Origin of the sequence: Lachnoanaerobaculum sp. OBRC5-5 (assembly GCF_000296385.1) — a bacterium.
In the GTDB taxonomy this organism is placed as follows: domain Bacteria; phylum Bacillota; class Clostridia; order Lachnospirales; family Lachnospiraceae; genus Lachnoanaerobaculum.
The window spans coordinates 902,427-918,542 of sequence record NZ_JH815185.1 but is presented as its reverse complement, the minus strand read 5'-3'; the positions used below and the strand labels follow the sequence as shown (position 1 = coordinate 918,542).

Genomic DNA, 16,116 nt, shown 5'->3' with positions numbered 1-16,116 from the left:
CACTTGAAGCACACATTTTGAACATATCTTTTGTAGATAATACAGAGCATAAACAACAAACCCCATTTTAGAAACGAGGTACAATATGAAAAAGAATAAAAAGAAAATGTGTGCTTGGCTTATAACTATTGCACTTGGATTAGCAATAGTAGGTTGTTCAAATAACAAGACAACAACTACAACAGAAACTACAATGCAGCAGAGCGAAACTACTGCAACCGATACTTCAAGTATAACAACAGTTGGTGAGTACTCGGATGAAGATCTGGATACTTCATATTCAGACTCAGATACGAAGATTGAACTCAGTGCAGGTAGTGCCAATATAACAGGTGACGGTGCTACATTTGAAGACGGAAATATTAAAATAACAAAGGCGGGTACATATGTTCTCAGCGGAGACTTTGACGGACAGATAATAACTGAAGTCGTTGATGAGGATGTGGTACACCTGGTATTCAACGGTGTAAATATTACAAATACCACATCGTCAGCTATTAATGCAGCTACAGGAAAGAAAGTTGTAATTACACTTGTAGACGGAACAACAAATATACTCAGTGACGGAACAAGCTATGAGTATGCAGACGGTGAAGATGAGCCTGATGCAACACTTTTTGTTAAAAACAATTTAACTATTAACGGAAACGGAAGCCTAAACATTGATTCTAATTATGCAGCGGCAATAAAATCCAAAGACAACCTTATTATACTTGGAGGAAATATCACTATTGATTCTGTAGATAAGGCTATAAAGGGTAAAGACTCTGTTACTATTGAAAATGCAAATATAACTATAAATGCGGAAGATGACGGAATCACAACAGACGGAGCGCTGGTAATAAACATCGGAAATATTAATATAGAGAAGGCCGGTGAAGGTCTTGAGGCTGTTACTATTGATATTAACGGTGGAAATATTGATATTGTTGCAACAGATGACGGTCTTAATGCAAGAGGTCTTCTGGATGACAGTGCCTCAGATGAAGAAAAGGAAGCATATGGAGAGGAGAACCAGGCTGATACGTACTTAAAGATCGCAGGCGGTGTGGTGAATGTAGATGCAGGAGCAGACGGTATTGATTCAAACGGTCAGGTATATATTGAAGGAGGAACTGTATATATATCAGGAGCTACTTCAGGTCCGGACGTTGCACTTGATTACAATGGTGAAGCAACTATTTCAAGCGGTACATTTGTAAGTACAGGTGTTCAGGAGATGTCACAGACATTTTCAAGCAATTCAACACAGAACTTTATAACGGCTTACTATTCAAGTACGCTTGAGGCAGGAACGGAGATAAAGGTAACCGATAAGAGCGGTAATGTCGTTGTAAGTTATACGGCAGCCAAGTCATTCAGTTTTGCGGTTATATCTTCAGATAAGTTAACCACAGGAGAAACATATACGGTAACTGCAGGAGATAACAGTGATGAGGTAACTATAACAGCAGGTGGAAATACTATCGGTGAAAGTACCGGTGGAGGCATGGGAGGTCAAGGTGGACCGGATGGAAACGGAGGTCCGGGAGGAAATCCTCCTACAGGAGAGCCGCCACAAAAGCCTACCGATGCAAACGGCAATGAACTTGAAATGCCGGAGCCGCCAAGCAGTGATTCATCACAGACAGAAAATAATTAAAAATTATATTTGATAAATGCATATAAAATGATAAACTTAGATAGAGGGTTGTTTGCCCTCTATTTTTTGATTTGAGGAGATTTATGGAGATATACATGGCACCTATGGAGGGTGTGACAAATTATGTTTTCAGAAAGGTATATATAAAGCATTTTAGCGGAGTGGACAAATTTTTTACACCTTTCATTACACCGCATATGAAAAAAGGGTTTTCAAAATCCGAATTAATGGAATTAAATACAGAGTACAATAAGGGACAATATTTGATACCGCAAATCCTTACAAACAGTGCAGAAGATTTTTTAAAGCTGGTAGATGAAATAGAAGAGATGGGTTATAGTGAATTTAATATAAATCTCGGCTGCCCGTCAGGCACTGTAACATCAAAGGGACGCGGCTCAGGTTTTTTACAGAACCCTGAAGCGTTAGACAGATTCTTTTATGAAATATTTGAAAAGAAAAACAATATAACAATTTCTGTAAAAACAAGAATAGGTTTTTCGGATTATGGAGAGTGGGATGATTTACTGAAAGTATATGAAAAATATGATTTTAATGAAATAATAATTCATCCGAGACTACGAAGTGATTTTTATAAAAATAATATACACTTACCTTCATTTACACAAGCGTGTAATACTTTGGAACAGAATATTATATATAACGGTGATATAAAGATATTAGACGATATCAATGTTTTGAAAACAAAAATTTTTGATGAGAAGGTTACAGGAATTATGATTGGAAGAGGTTTGGTAAGAAATCCTCTACTGTCCGAGTCCATAAAGGAAAATAAAGAAAACATCTGTATTGAAAGGACGGTAGCATTTTTGGATGATATAGTTGAAGAGTATATGTCTTTGGATTTCGGAGAAAGAAATACTTTGTTTAAACTCAAAGAAATCTGGGGAATGATACTTGGTGATGATGACAGATATGCTAAAATACTGAAAAAGATAAGAAAATCCGGTGGACTGAAAGAATATAAGATGGCTGTAAATGAATTATATTAAAGTAAAGCCGGAATTTAAAATAAAATTATTTATGAATAAGGATAATGTTATAAAAAAGTAAGAAAATTTAGAATATAAATTTGTTGCGGAATAATAAAAATTACTATATACTTTAAAAAGTATTGATAAAAATTTAATGCGTTTTATCACTACAAGAAACTGTTTTAGGAGGCAAAATTATGGGTGTATTGCAGTTCTTTGTTAATTGTTTTTCGTTTATTCTCTACGCACTTGCAGTTGTAGGAATGTTCAAGGTCTTTGAGAAGATGAATATTGAAGGATGGAAATCAATTATTCCATTTTATAATGATTATCTTTACGCAGGAAAGACATGGGATCAGAAGTATATTATTTACTTCTGGTGTGCATTCATTCTTTCAAGAATAGTAGCATTGATAGCAGGTGTAGGCGGATTTATCGGTTTCTTATTCGGTTTGGTAAGCTTTGCATTCTTGGTACTCTTCATTGTTGCAAGAGCAAGATTCTGCTATTGGAAAGCAAAAGCTTTCGGATATGATGTAGGATTCGCAATAGGCTTATTCTTTTTACCGTTCGTATGTGAGATTATTCTCGGCTTCGGTGATGCACAGTATCAGGGAAATGTATTCACAGAGAGTGGATCACAGTATTAATAAGTTTATTGATTATAAAGAAAGACTTCGGTCTTTCTTTTTTTGTTTGAGAAAAAAATGATTTTTGTAGTATAATTTACTTAGAAACTTAATCAATCGGTTAGAAAATAGTTTTAAGGAATAAATGTAATGACAGAAGAGAAAAAAGTATATACAGCAGAAGAAGTTTATAAGAGTATTTTAAAAAGAATAATTCGACTTGAACTTGAACCGGGACAGCTTATCAGTGAAAATCAAATGTGTATAGATTACGGTGTATCAAGATCAATAATAAGAAATGCTTTTACAAAGTTGGCACAACTGAAATTTGTAGAAGTAAGACCTCAGAGAGGTACCTATGTAACACAAATTGATTTAAATTATATATCAGATCTGTTAATGCTTAGAACAGCGGTAGAAAAAGAAGTTATATATGAGATGTTTACCAAGTTGGATGAGTCTGCGAGATTGGAATTGGTAAAAAAGCTTGAGAAGAATATTGAAGAAGAAGAGAAGTATATAGATGAGAAGACATATTCGCGTAGATTTGGAATACTTGATAGTGAATTTCATAAAACGATGATAGACAGTGTGAACAGATACGCGTTAGTTGTAATTCTGAGTGATATCATGCTTCACATTTCCAGGTGGAGAAACTTTGATGTTAAGTTTGCAGATCGTATACATGAGCTTGTAGAGGAACATAAGAATATAGTAAAAGGGATAAAGAGTAACGACCTTTATAAAGCACAGGAGTGCATGGCTGCACACTTAGAAACAATTACAGATATATATGAAAGTGCAATAAAGCAATATCCCAAATATTTCATATCATAAAAAATGCAAAAAAAACTTAAGTTTTGCAATCTTTATCAATATAGTAAAGTTTACTACATGGATCTGAAGTGTATTAATATTATAGTGCAATATTATAATGAAAAATTATAATAATATGCTAAACATACAAAAAATAAGATGAAATAATAAATAGATGAAAAAATAAATGAAAATTCACATGTAAATATAGTAAAAATGCATATTTACAAAAATATTAAGAATTGATAATATTATAACATAGATGTTGGTTATATTATTAACACATTTATTTTTTGGGATTACTTGTATACTAGTAGACAAGATATAAAGGAGAAATTTATGTACACATTAGGTGTTGATATCGGATCAACCACTTCAAAGGCTGTAATATTGGAGGATGGAGAAAACATAGTAGCTTCTTCAATAGTTGTAGCAACTGTGGGAACAGCCGGTGTAGAAGAAGCTGTAAATAATGTACTAAACTCTTCAAAACTGGAATTAAAAGATATTAAGTCGGTAGTTGCTACAGGTTATGGAAGAATGAACTACGATTTGGCTGATTATAAAGTCAGTGAGTTGACGTGCCACGCGCTTGGAGTACATAAAGAGTTTACTAATGTCAGAACGGTAATAGATATCGGTGGACAGGATGCGAAAGTAATATCACTTGCAGCTAACGGTAAAATGACAAATTTTGTTATGAATGATAAGTGCGCTGCAGGAACCGGAAGATTTCTTGATGTGATGGCTAATATTCTTAATCTTCAAATAGATGAGTTGGAGATTGAGGCGTCAAAATCTGATAATCCTGCAAATATATCAAGTACATGTACAGTTTTTGCGGAGTCGGAGGTTATATCTCAGCTTGCTACAGGAAGGAATATCCCGGACTTGGTAGCCGGAATATGTAAATCTGTTGCGATAAGAGTTGCCGCTTTAGCTAAGAGAGTCGGAATAGTTGAAGAAGTATGTATGAGTGGCGGTGTAGCTAAAAACTCAGGTGTTAGAAATGCTATGAGTAAAGAACTTGGTGTAGATATAGTGTTTAGTAAGAACGCTCAACTTATGGGAGCACTTGGAGCCGCAATATACGGCTTTAAAAAGTCATAAATTTTTATATTAAAAAGTAGGAGGAAACCAGTGGAAGAAGCTAAAAAACAAAAGCCTATTATAGATCCAAACAGTGCAAAAGCCAGATTGGGTAAGATAGCAGCAAAGGCATACAGTGACTGCGTAGAGGCTAAAAAGCGAGGCGAATTGGTAGGATGGTGCGCAAGTAACTTTCCGGTAGAGATTCCTGAAACATTAGGATTGTATGTATGTTATCCTGAAAATCAGGCAGCCGGAATTGCAGCCAGAGGTGGTGGAGAACGAATGTGTAGTGAGAGTGAAGGCGATGGATATTCTAATGATATATGTGCATATGCCAGAATATCTCTTGCATATATGAAGCTTAAGGAAGCACCGGAACAAGATATGCCACAACCGGATTTCGTTCTATGTTGTAATAATATATGTAACTGTATGATTAAATGGTATGAGAACATTGCTAAAGAATTGAATATTCCTATGATTATGATAGATATTCCTTTTAATCCTGATTATGAAGTTTCAGAGGCAATGACAGCTTATATCAGAAATCAATTCTGGGATGCAATACATCAATTAGAGGAGATTACAGGTAAAAAGTGGAGTAATGAAAGATACGAAGAGGTAAGAAAGATATCAGGCAGAAGCTCCAGAGCATGGCTTGAGGCAACTGCTACAGCTAAGTATTCACCGTCACCATTTAACGGATTTGATTTATTAAATCATATGGCTGTTATGGTTACAGCCAGAGGAAAGCTTGAAGCGGCGGAGGCAATGGAGACTTTGCTTAAAGAGTATAAAGAAAATCATGAAAAAGGTGAGTCTACATTTAAAGGTGAAGAAAAATACAGAATTATGTTTGAAGGTATAGCATGTTGGCCATGGCTTCGTGCTACAGCTACCGGACTTAAGAGTCGTGGAATAAATATGGTTACAACTATATATGCTGATGCTTTCGGATTTATTTATGATGACTTTGACGGAATGTGCAGGGCATATGCAAATGTTCCTAATTGTATGAATATAGAACATGCAAGAGATAAGAGAACAAAGCTTTGTAAAGATAACAGTGTTGAAGGACTTCTTGTACATACAAACAGATCTTGTAAACTTTGGTCGGGATTTATGTCTGAGATGAGCAGACAAATCGGTGAGGAGTGTGGAATTCCCGTTGTAAGTTTTGACGGAGATCAGGCTGATCCAAGAAACTTCTCTGAAGCTCAATATGATACAAGAGTTCAAGGTCTGACAGAAATTATGGAAGTAAATAAGGAAATTTAAGGGGGAGACTATGTGGCATTGTTTAGAAACTTTAAAAAAGGTTAGTGTGTCTCCAAAGGAACAGCTCGATAAATACCTCTCAGAAGGAAAGAAAGTTATAGCTGTTGCACCTGTATATACACCTGAGGAGATAATTCATGCTTTTGGATTTGTACCGATGGGAGTATGGGGAGCAGATATTGAAATAAACGAGTCAAAGAAATATTATCCTGCATTTATTTGCTCAATAATGCAGACTATATTGGAGCTTGGAATAAAGGGAAATTATTCCGGAGTAAGTGCAATAGTAGTTCCGTCACTTTGTGATTCGCTTAAAACTTTAGGTCAGAACTGGAAATATGCCGTAAAAGATATTCCGTTTATACCGATGACTTATCCACAAAACAGAAAACCTGATTATGCGGTTGATTTTACTGTTGAAATGTATAAGAGAGTAATAAATGACCTGGAGAATATCACAGGTGAAAAGTTTGATGAGAGTAAACTTAAAAAAACATATGAAATCTATAATGAACATAATAGGGTAATGAGAGAATTCTCAAAGATTTCAGAAGATTATGAAGTATCTGCAGCAGACAGAAGTGCAGTATTTAAGAGTGCATGGTTTATGCTTAAAGAAGAGCATACAGAACTTGTTAAGGAACTTATCGAGCTTATTAAAAAAGAAGGAAAGATTTCTAAGAAGCTGAGAGTTTATACAACAGGAATATTGGCTGATGCACCGGATTTACTTAATATATTTGACAGTAATAATCTGCAGATAGTAGGTGATGATATAGCTTATGAATCAAGACAATATAGAACAGACATTACAAGCGGAAATGATTTATATGCTTTAGCAAAGAAATTCTCGGAAATGGATAATTGCTCACTACTGTATGACAGAGATAAAAAAAGAGTAAGCTTTATAATTGAAGAAGCAAAGAAGAAAAAAGCAGATGGTATAGTTGTTCTTATGACTAAATTCTGCGATCCTGAGGAGTTTGATTATGTGCCGATAAAGAGAGCGGCAGACGAGGCAGGTATTCCACATATAAATATAGAAGTGGACAGACAAATGAAAAATTATCAGCAAGCAAATACTATGTTACAAACATTTGCAGATATGTTGATTTAGGAGGAACATCATGATTAATAAGGACAAAATGCCTGTGGTGATAGGCGTAGCATTCGTATGGTTTACAACTCAGTTTGGTGGCGGTTTTGCATCAGGAAACCAGTTGAGAGCGTTCTTTTTGAACTTCGGAATATGGGCATTTGTAACCTGTATTCTTACTCAAGCAATCGGTGCATTCTATCAGTGGTATGCACTTAAATATGCTAAGAAACATGAATTATACAACTATGCAAGTTTCAATAAGAGCTTCTATAGATTTAATGATAAGTTCGGAAAAAAGGCCGGAGATGTTTTGGCTGTAGTTTTCAGTACATTATATGAGTTGGTTTATTTAGTAACTATTTGTGTGGCACCTGCAGCAGCTTTTGCAACCGGTGTGGCTACAATGGAAAAATCATTTGGAATTAATCATTGGATCGGAACAATATTTACAGGCTTATTTATCTTTATTGTTGCTGTTTACGGTACAAATGTTGTTAGAAAAGTGGCATCAACACTTTCAGTTTTAATAGTTGCAGGATTATTCCTTGTTTATATACCAAATATTGTTATGCAGTGGGGAGACATTATGTCAAATCTTTCAGCAGAGATTGCAAATCCTGCACCTGTAGGTCCTGCTTTAATAAAGGGTATTGTATATGCCGCATTCCAGTTGGGTGCAATAGGCTTACTTGTACAGCATGCTAAACCTTTTGATTCTCCTGATATGGCAAAGTCATCAATGGTATATGGATTTTTTGTAAACGGTTTTATATGTTTACTTGCAGTTCTTGGACTTACAGCTATTATAAATGAGCCTGATTTTGCGAAGGAATCTATTCCACTTATTATACTTGTAAATAAAGGATTTGCACCTGACATCTTAAGACCTATGATTTCAATACTTATTGTTTTAGGTTCTGTATCAACTGCAGTAAATATGATTGCCGGAATGAGCAACAGAATTTGTTCATCTATTGATAAGAATTTTGATCCTAATAATAAACCGGGCGTAAATGTTATTGTTGTTACATTAGTATGTACATTACTTGCATTCTTTATTGCACAGTTAGGTTTAAACAAGATCGTTGCAGTTGGATATAAGTATTTAGGTTATCTTACAATACCTGTAATCATGATACCTTATCTTATTCATATGGCTGTTACAAAGTTTGACAAAGAATAAATTAAAAGGGAGAAGAGATATGAGTAAACCTTTAGAGGGCGTAAAAGTAGTTGAGTTGGCAACATTTATTGCTGCTTCTACATCGGGAAGATTTATGGCTGATTTGGGTGCTGATGTTATAAAAATCGAATCAGCAAAGGGAGATCCGCTAAGATATACAGCACCAAGTGAGGGCAGACCTCTTGATATGTATGAGAATACAACATGGGATCTTGAAAATGGAAATAAAAGATGTATTTCTTTGGACATGAGAAATCCTGAGGCAAAGGAAGCATTCTTTAAACTTCTTGATACTGCCGATGTACTTATAACAAACTGGAGAGTACAGGCACTTGAGAGAGCCGGTTTAGACTATGAAACACTTAAGAAGAGATATCCTAAGCTTGTATATGCTATTTGTACAGGATATGGAGAATTCGGACCGGATAAGGATCTTCCGGGATTTGACTTCACAGCATTTTTTGCAAGAGGCGGATACCTTGATTCCTTAAGACAAAAGGGAAGTGTTCCTATGAATGTTGTACCGGGACTTGGAGACCATAATGTCGGAATGAACCTGGTTGCAGGAATTCTTGCAGCACTGTATCAGGCAAAAGTTAAAGGTGTTGGTGAAAAAGTAGAGACATCATTATTTGAGAGTGCAATATTCAATTTCGGAATGATGATTCAAGCATCGAACTATGAAGGAATAGCACAAAACTATCCTATAGATGTAAGGGAAAGTGCGAATCCTTTTAATGCAGCCTGGAGAACAAAGGATGAAAGATTTATCCAAACATGTATGCCTGACTACAATACTTACTATAAGAAATTTATGGCAGCTATCGGCAGAGAAGATCTGGTAGAAAGTGATAAGTATTTCCCGGTTCAAAGCTTACAGGCTAATAAACTTGGAACAGAAGTATATGATATTGTAATGGAAGCTATCAATAAGAAAGATATGGAGTATTGGAGAACAGTATTTACAGAGGCTGATATTCCGTTTGCTTTAGCACAAAACTGGATGGAAATCAGAAATGATAAGCAGGCTGAGGCAAACAATTGTTTCTATGATATGACATATGAAAATGGAAATACAAGACGATTGGTTAGACTTCCTGTAAAGTTTACAGAGATGGGAGTACCTGATTATAAGAGAGGTCCGCTTATCGGTGAGAACGGAAGAGAGGTACTGAAAGAAATAGGCTATAGCGATTCTGATGTGGATAAGCTCATAGATACTAATGCTCTGTACATCTGGGGAAAAAAGTAAAAAAGCAAAAAAGGACTTTATAGTCCTTTTTTAGCTCAATTTAACTTGTATACAAGTATCTCATTGATTTTAAAGGTAGGAAAATGTTTGTAAATATTATTGAAGTATTAAAAAATAATGCGATTAAATATGCTGATAATGTAGCACTCGAGGATGAGAATAAGAGTTTATCCTGGAAAGAATTGGATAAAAGTTCAGATAGCATTGCACAAATTTTTCTGAAAATGGGATATGAAAAAGGCTGTCACATTGGTGTATCCGGTAAGAACAGTATTGAATGGGCTGAGATTTTTCTGGGGATTTTAAAGTTTGGCGGTATACCTGTATTATTAAATACTCAATGGAAAACATGTGAACTTAAAAAAATTGTAGAACACTGTGATATTGAATGTATTATATATGATAGTAATATCACTACTATGAATAAATTATGTAGTGACAAGGTTAAGTGTATTTGTTTCAGTGAAGTTAAGGATAATATAATATTTCCAAGTGATATTAAGGCTTGTAATGCTGATATTAATGCAAAAGATACTGCATGTATAATTTTCACATCAGGTTCTACGTCCATGCCAAAGGCGGTTATGTTAAGTCATGAGAATATATTGAGCAACTCAAGCTCTATTGTTAAGGCATTGCATTGGAACAGTGAAGATAAGATGTGTATATGTGTACCTATGTTTCACTGCTTTGGGCTTACAGCAGGATTAATCTCAGGAATAGTAAGTAAGGCCGGTGTATATATAATTGGTGATTTTAGAAATAAAAAGGTATTTGAAGCAATAACAACTAAAAAGTGTAATATTCTCAGTGGTGTTCCAAGTATGTTTCTAATTTTCTATGAAAAATATGGAGACAGAAAATTTTTCGGTTTGAAGAGCGGGATTATTGCCGGATCACCTATACTATTGAATGATTACAGAAAAATTCTTGCTATGTTTCCAAAGATGAAACTGTTAACTTCATACGGTCAGTCTGAGACATCACCATGTGTAACAGTATCTGATTGGGATACTGATATAGAAAATATGCCTATTCATTGTGGAAAAGCGATAGAGGGTGTAAGCGTAAAAATTGACAGTGATTTCGTTCTTAAAGAGGGAGAAAATATACTCTGTGGCGAGGTATTGGTCAAAGGTGTCAATGTTATGCAGGGATATTATAATAATCCTATTGAAAACGAAAAGATATTTACGAATGACGGATGGCTAAGGACCGGAGATTTGGGATATTTAGACAGTGACGGTAATCTATACATAAAGGCCAGAAAAAAGGATGTTATTATAAAACTTGGTGAAAAAATATCACCAATGGAAATAGAAGAAGTTGTATACAAGATAGACGGCATAAAACATGCAAAGGTATGTGGTATTCCTGAAAAAATAGTGCAGGAAGAGGTAGCTCTTTGTATTGTTACAGACAGGGAGATTTCAGATGAATATATTATTGATTATTTGAAACAATATTTATCGGAATATAAATTACCAAAAAAAATTTTTAGATTTGATAGTTTCCCTTCTACCTCAAATGGAAAGATAGATATTGCCGCATTAAAAAATAAGATTAATAGAATATTAGACAAAGGAGAAAATCAATGTCAGAATGCTATTTTACAGAACAACATGAATTGATTAGAAAGCTTGCAAAAGATTTTGCTGAGAAAGAACTTACGAAGGAATTACTCGATAAAGTGGAAGAGACAGGAGTATTTCCGGAGGAAGTATTGCAGAAGATGGCTAAGGCTGGATTCTTTGGAATAAAGATTCCGAAAGAACTTGGTGGACAAGGAGCGGATGCAAGAAGCTATGTCCTTGTAATGTCGGAAATAGCAAAGGCATCAGGTGTTGCCAGCATATATGTATCAAGCCCTAATTCGCTCTCAGGTGGGCCGTTGTTGATAGCAGGAAATGATGAGCAAAAGAAAAAGTATCTAACTCCGGTTGTTAAAGGTGAAAAGAAACTTGCGTTTGCTTTAACTGAGCCTGGTGCAGGATCTGATGCTGCAGGTATGACTACAACAGCGGTAAAAGACGGAGATTATTATATCTTAAACGGAAGAAAATGCTTTATAACAATGGCTCCTTTATCAGATTATGCAGTTGTTTTTGCAAAAACAGATATGACAAAGGGAACAAGAGGTGTAAGTGCATTTGTAATTGATATGAAACAGGAAGGTGTCAGTTGCGGAAAGCACGAAGACAAGATGGGACTTATAGGATGTGCAACATCTGATATCGTTATGGAAAATGTCAGAGTGCATAAATCAGACATGCTTGGAGAAGAGGGCAAAGGATTTAATCTTGCTATGGCTACACTTGATACAGGTAGACTTGGTGTTGCATCACAGGCAATCGGTGTTGCTGAAGCATGTTTGGAAGAGGCGTGTAAATACGCAAAAGAAAGAAAACAGTTCGGAAAGAACATAGGCGCATTCCAGGCTATAGGATTTACAATAGCGGATATGGCAACAAAACTTGAAGCGGCAAAGCAATTGACATATAGAGCTGCATATATGATGGATACAAAGCAGGATTCGGGTATGGCTGCCAGTATGGCAAAACTCTATGCAACAGAAATTTGTAATGAAATAGCTGCAAAGGCTGTACAGATACATGGTGGATATGGATATATCAAAGATTATAAGGTTGAAAGAATGTATCGTGATTGTAGAGTATTTACTATATATGAAGGAACAAGTCAGGTTCAACAGATTGTTATCAGCTCAAAACTACTAAGGAAATAATGGAGGATACAAATGAAAATATGTGTATGTGCTAAACAGGTTCCTGATACAAATGAAGTAAGAATTGATCCTGTTAAGGGAACATTGATAAGAGAAGGAGTGCCTTCAATATTAAATCCGGATGATGCAAATGCTTTGGAAGCCGCACTTCAACTAAAAGATGAATATAAAGATACTACAATATCAGTTATAAGCATGGGCCCCCCACAAGCAACATATATGCTGAGAGAATGTCTTGCTATGGGTGCGGATGAAGCAGTTCTTTTGAGTGACAGAGCATTTGGTGGTGCCGATACATGTGCTACATCTACAACAATTGCAGCAGGTATTAAGATGCTTGGTGATGTGGATATTATATTTGGAGGTAGACAGGCCATTGACGGAGATACTGCTCAAGTTGGACCACAGGTTGCTATGAGACTTGGAATTCCTGTAGTTACATATGTACAGAAAATTGTAGAATACACAGGAGATAAAATAAAAGTACAAAGACAATTGGAAGACGGTTATGAAGTTATAGAAGTGAAATTACCTTGCTTCCTTACTTGCGTAAAAGAATTAAATGAGCCAAGATATATGAGTGTCGGTGCGATTGTTGATGCTTATAAAAAAGATATTAAAATATATAATCATGATGATGTAAAACTTGATCCTAAGGATTGTGGACTGAATGCTTCTCCAACACAGGTATTTAGATCTTTTACACCCCCTGTTAAGGGAAAAGGTGAAATGCTTCAAGGAAGTAATAAAGATATGGCAAAGCAGCTCGTTGTTAAACTTAAGGAAAAACATTTGATTTAAGGGGGAGAATATGTCAGTTGTAGTTATCGAAAAAGATTGTCGAGGATGTACTAAATGTGTTAAATCTTGTCCATTTGATGCTATTACTATGGAAAATAAAAAGGCAGTTATCGGAATCGCATGTACAAGCTGTGGAACATGTATAGAAGTATGCCCGTTTGATGCTATAGTAAAAGATGAAGTTGAAAAAGAAGAGCATGATTTATCATTATATCATGACATTTGGGTATTTGCTGAACAAAGACAGGGACAATTACAGGATGTAGCTTTAGAACTTTTGGGAGAAGGAAAAAAGCTGGCAGATGCAAGAGGTTGTCAGTTATGTGCTGTTGTTTGCGGATTGAATCTTACAAATATTGTTGATGAGCTCTTTGCACATGGTGCTCAAAAAGTATATTATATTGAGGATGAAAGACTGAACCAATATACTACAGACGGATATTCAATAGCAATAGGTGATGCTATAGAACAATATAAGCCGGAAATAGTTTTACTCGGCGCGACTCATATCGGTAGAGACTTAGGTCCATGCTTGGCTGTAAACTGTAATACAGGTCTTACAGCAGACTGCACAAAGCTTGAAATAAATGAAGAAACTAAAGGAATTATGCAGACAAGACCGGCATTCGGCGGTAATTTGATGGCAACTATAGTTTGCCCTAATCATAGACCGCAAATGTCTACAGTAAGACCGGGAGTAATGGAAAAGGCTGAAAGAGTAGATGGTGCAAAGGGAGAACTTATAAGAGTACAGATAAAGTTAAAAGACGAAGATATTAGAACAAAGGTATTGGAAGTAATAAAAACTGTACAGAAAAAAGTTTCACTTACAGATGCGAAGGTAATTGTTTCGGGTGGAATGGGCCTTGGAAATGCTGAAGGATTCAAGTTACTGGAAAGACTGGCAAAAGCTTTCGGTGGTACTGTTGCTGCTTCAAGAGCTGCGGTAGATGCAGGTTGGATTGATCATGCTTACCAGGTTGGTCAGACAGGAACTACAGTAAAGCCAAGTATATATTTTGCATGTGGAATTTCAGGTGCTATACAGCATGTGGCCGGTATGCAAAATTCGGATCTTATTATAGCAATAAATACTAATGAGAATGCTCCTATTTTTGATATTGCAGATATAGGAATGACAGGAGATTTATATAAAATTATTCCTGATATATTAGAAGAGATGGGAATGTAATATATACTAAGGGGGATTATCACATAATAATATGGTGATAATCCTTTTTAATAATATAAATAGTTAATTATTTGATAGATTAGCAAGATAAAGTGCGCCGAAACTTATCAAGAAAAACTCTCGAATTAATGTTTCTATTGACATATTATCAACAGAAAGAACACATATATTTGTGAGAGATTAATATAATAAAAAATATTATAAGGTCAATGTTCACAAAGTTATAAAGGGGATATTGACATAAAATTAGTTGCTATTTATAATTAAATCATTAAAAGATTGTTGAAGCAACTATGAATATATCGGTAGTATTTGATATATTCAAATATTGATATAAAGATATTATATCTTTATATATAAAGGGCTATCATAAATACTACAGGAAAGACTTGATTTGAATGACTTATAATTAATTCTGCAGTGTATGATAGCCTTCATTTTATGTCCATCCGCCGTCTATTGTGATTATTTGTCCTGTAAGATATTTGGATGTTGCAATTTTGTATACAAGATCGGCAACTTCATCGGTTTCGCCGCCTCTTCCAAGCGGTATTTCTTCAAATATAGAGTTTAATTCATCATTATCAAAGCATTTATTCATTTCAGTATTGATAAATCCGGGAGAAATCGCATTTACCAAAATATTACTTGGTGCAAGCTCTTTTGCCAGTGCTTTTGTAAAACTGTTTAGACCGCCCTTAGATGCTGAATAAGCTGCTTCCATAGATGCACCTATATTTCCCCAGACAGACGAAATATTTATAATATGCCCTTTTTGTTCCTTTAACATATATGGAATTATATGCTTTGACATTAAAAATACTGATGTGAGATTGCTATTAATTACATTGTTCCACTCATCTATTGACATATCCTGTATCAAACCGATAAAGGATATACCTGCATTATTTACCAGTATTTCTGTAGGTCCTATTTCTTTTGTTGAAGATGATATAAAATCTATTACAGCTTTTTCATTCGTGATATCACAGAGTTCTGTATAACATTTTACACCTGTATCTTCAATTATCTTTTTTGTTTCTTCAAGTCCTTTGGCGTTTGTTTTTGCACAGCCGATTATATTACATTTATGTTTTGCGAATTCTATTGCGACGGCTCTGCCGATACCGCCGGAAGCACCTGTTATAAGTACATTCATAATGTTCCTCTTTTTGTATATTTTATTTTACATTAAGGTAAAGAAAAAGATATAATTAAAATGAATAATGCAGTTTATACCTTAAAAACCGTATTTTATACCTTTCATGTAGATTATATAGAAATTCATGTATAATGGCAATTGTTAGAGAAATCAGATGTTAAAGAGTGATACGGGAGTTCCATCCGGGTCTTTGACAGTTTGTTTACATAAATAAGCCTTAAAAAAGTCTCAC

14 protein-coding genes are annotated in these 16,116 nt (G+C 35.1%); 13 read left to right on the top strand and 1 reads right to left on the bottom strand.

Going from position 1 to position 16,116, the window contains the following annotated elements; translation table 11 throughout:
• Window positions 1-85: 85 nt before the first annotated feature.
• The 13 genes from HMPREF1135_RS04195 to HMPREF1135_RS04135 all read left to right on the top strand — a co-directional run bounded on the left by HMPREF1135_RS04195 (window position 86) and on the right by HMPREF1135_RS04135 (window position 14,722).
• The gene (locus HMPREF1135_RS04195) at window positions 86-1,642 is read left to right on the top strand and encodes a carbohydrate-binding domain-containing protein (RefSeq protein WP_007592343.1); all 1,557 of its coding nucleotides are present in this window, start codon (window positions 86-88) and stop codon (window positions 1,640-1,642) included.
• Window positions 1,643-1,725: 83 nt separating this feature from the next.
• The gene (locus tag HMPREF1135_RS04190; protein WP_007592340.1) at window positions 1,726-2,655 is read left to right on the top strand and encodes a tRNA dihydrouridine synthase; all 930 of its coding nucleotides are present in this window, start codon (window positions 1,726-1,728) and stop codon (window positions 2,653-2,655) included.
• 179 nt (window positions 2,656-2,834) lie between these two features.
• On the top strand, window positions 2,835-3,287 hold the full coding sequence (locus HMPREF1135_RS04185; protein WP_007592337.1) for a DUF5684 domain-containing protein: 453 nt from the start codon (window positions 2,835-2,837) through the stop codon (window positions 3,285-3,287).
• A gap of 129 nt (window positions 3,288-3,416) precedes the next feature.
• Window positions 3,417-4,103: a GntR family transcriptional regulator gene (locus tag HMPREF1135_RS04180; RefSeq protein WP_007592335.1), complete on the top strand. Its 687-nt coding sequence runs from the start codon at window positions 3,417-3,419 to the stop codon at window positions 4,101-4,103.
• Between the two features lie 318 nt (window positions 4,104-4,421).
• Window positions 4,422-5,192, top strand: coding sequence for an acyl-CoA dehydratase activase (locus HMPREF1135_RS04175; protein WP_007592334.1), 771 nt, complete (start codon window positions 4,422-4,424; stop codon window positions 5,190-5,192).
• Between the two features lie 30 nt (window positions 5,193-5,222).
• The gene (locus HMPREF1135_RS04170; RefSeq protein ID WP_007592332.1) at window positions 5,223-6,452 is read left to right on the top strand and encodes a 2-hydroxyacyl-CoA dehydratase subunit D; all 1,230 of its coding nucleotides are present in this window, start codon (window positions 5,223-5,225) and stop codon (window positions 6,450-6,452) included.
• A gap of 10 nt (window positions 6,453-6,462) precedes the next feature.
• Window positions 6,463-7,569, top strand: coding sequence for a 2-hydroxyacyl-CoA dehydratase subunit D (locus HMPREF1135_RS04165; RefSeq protein ID WP_007592330.1), 1,107 nt, complete (start codon window positions 6,463-6,465; stop codon window positions 7,567-7,569).
• A 10-nt stretch (window positions 7,570-7,579) separates the two neighbouring features.
• Window positions 7,580-8,734 (top strand): YkvI family membrane protein, encoded by a 1,155-nt coding sequence (locus HMPREF1135_RS04160; RefSeq protein WP_007592327.1) that lies wholly within the window; start codon window positions 7,580-7,582, stop codon window positions 8,732-8,734.
• A 19-nt stretch (window positions 8,735-8,753) separates the two neighbouring features.
• On the top strand, window positions 8,754-9,986 hold the full coding sequence (locus HMPREF1135_RS04155) for a CaiB/BaiF CoA transferase family protein (protein WP_007592325.1): 1,233 nt from the start codon (window positions 8,754-8,756) through the stop codon (window positions 9,984-9,986).
• Window positions 9,987-10,069: 83 nt separating this feature from the next.
• On the top strand, window positions 10,070-11,617 hold the full coding sequence (locus tag HMPREF1135_RS04150) for a class I adenylate-forming enzyme family protein (RefSeq protein ID WP_007592323.1): 1,548 nt from the start codon (window positions 10,070-10,072) through the stop codon (window positions 11,615-11,617).
• The gene (locus tag HMPREF1135_RS04145; RefSeq protein ID WP_007592321.1) at window positions 11,581-12,729 is read left to right on the top strand and encodes an acyl-CoA dehydrogenase family protein; all 1,149 of its coding nucleotides are present in this window, start codon (window positions 11,581-11,583) and stop codon (window positions 12,727-12,729) included. Before HMPREF1135_RS04150 ends, HMPREF1135_RS04145 begins: the two co-directional genes overlap by 37 nt.
• Window positions 12,730-12,741: 12 nt before the next feature.
• On the top strand, window positions 12,742-13,530 hold the full coding sequence (etfB, locus tag HMPREF1135_RS04140; protein ID WP_007592319.1) for an electron transfer flavoprotein subunit beta: 789 nt from the start codon (window positions 12,742-12,744) through the stop codon (window positions 13,528-13,530).
• Window positions 13,531-13,540: 10 nt separating this feature from the next.
• The gene (locus tag HMPREF1135_RS04135) at window positions 13,541-14,722 is read left to right on the top strand and encodes an electron transfer flavoprotein subunit alpha (RefSeq protein ID WP_007592317.1); all 1,182 of its coding nucleotides are present in this window, start codon (window positions 13,541-13,543) and stop codon (window positions 14,720-14,722) included.
• Between the two features lie 439 nt (window positions 14,723-15,161).
• Here the strand turns inward: HMPREF1135_RS04135 and ymfI are convergent, their stop codons facing one another.
• Window positions 15,162-15,881: an elongation factor P 5-aminopentanone reductase gene (gene ymfI, locus HMPREF1135_RS04130; protein WP_007592315.1), complete on the bottom strand. Its 720-nt coding sequence runs from the start codon at window positions 15,879-15,881 to the stop codon at window positions 15,162-15,164.
• Window positions 15,882-16,116: the final 235 nt, after the last annotated feature.

What these genes read in the sequence shown, in the direction of transcription:
- HMPREF1135_RS04195 (WP_007592343.1), top strand. Translation starts at nt 86, where the DNA reads ATGAAAAAGAATAAAAAGAAAATGTGTGCTTGGCTTATAACTATTGCA.
- HMPREF1135_RS04190 (WP_007592340.1), top strand. Translation starts at nt 1,726, where the DNA reads ATGGAGATATACATGGCACCTATGGAGGGTGTGACAAATTATGTTTTC.
- HMPREF1135_RS04185 (WP_007592337.1), top strand. Translation starts at nt 2,835, where the DNA reads ATGGGTGTATTGCAGTTCTTTGTTAATTGTTTTTCGTTTATTCTCTAC.
- HMPREF1135_RS04180 (WP_007592335.1), top strand. Translation starts at nt 3,417, where the DNA reads ATGACAGAAGAGAAAAAAGTATATACAGCAGAAGAAGTTTATAAGAGT.
- HMPREF1135_RS04175 (WP_007592334.1), top strand. Translation starts at nt 4,422, where the DNA reads ATGTACACATTAGGTGTTGATATCGGATCAACCACTTCAAAGGCTGTA.
- HMPREF1135_RS04165 (WP_007592330.1), top strand. Translation starts at nt 6,463, where the DNA reads ATGTGGCATTGTTTAGAAACTTTAAAAAAGGTTAGTGTGTCTCCAAAG.
- HMPREF1135_RS04160 (WP_007592327.1), top strand. Translation starts at nt 7,580, where the DNA reads ATGATTAATAAGGACAAAATGCCTGTGGTGATAGGCGTAGCATTCGTA.
- HMPREF1135_RS04155 (WP_007592325.1), top strand. Translation starts at nt 8,754, where the DNA reads ATGAGTAAACCTTTAGAGGGCGTAAAAGTAGTTGAGTTGGCAACATTT.
- HMPREF1135_RS04150 (WP_007592323.1), top strand. Translation starts at nt 10,070, where the DNA reads ATGTTTGTAAATATTATTGAAGTATTAAAAAATAATGCGATTAAATAT.
- HMPREF1135_RS04145 (WP_007592321.1), top strand. Translation starts at nt 11,581, where the DNA reads ATGTCAGAATGCTATTTTACAGAACAACATGAATTGATTAGAAAGCTT.
- etfB (WP_007592319.1), top strand. Translation starts at nt 12,742, where the DNA reads ATGAAAATATGTGTATGTGCTAAACAGGTTCCTGATACAAATGAAGTA.
- HMPREF1135_RS04135 (WP_007592317.1), top strand. Translation starts at nt 13,541, where the DNA reads ATGTCAGTTGTAGTTATCGAAAAAGATTGTCGAGGATGTACTAAATGT.
- ymfI (WP_007592315.1), bottom strand. Translation starts at nt 15,881, where the DNA reads ATGAATGTACTTATAACAGGTGCTTCCGGCGGTATCGGCAGAGCCGTC.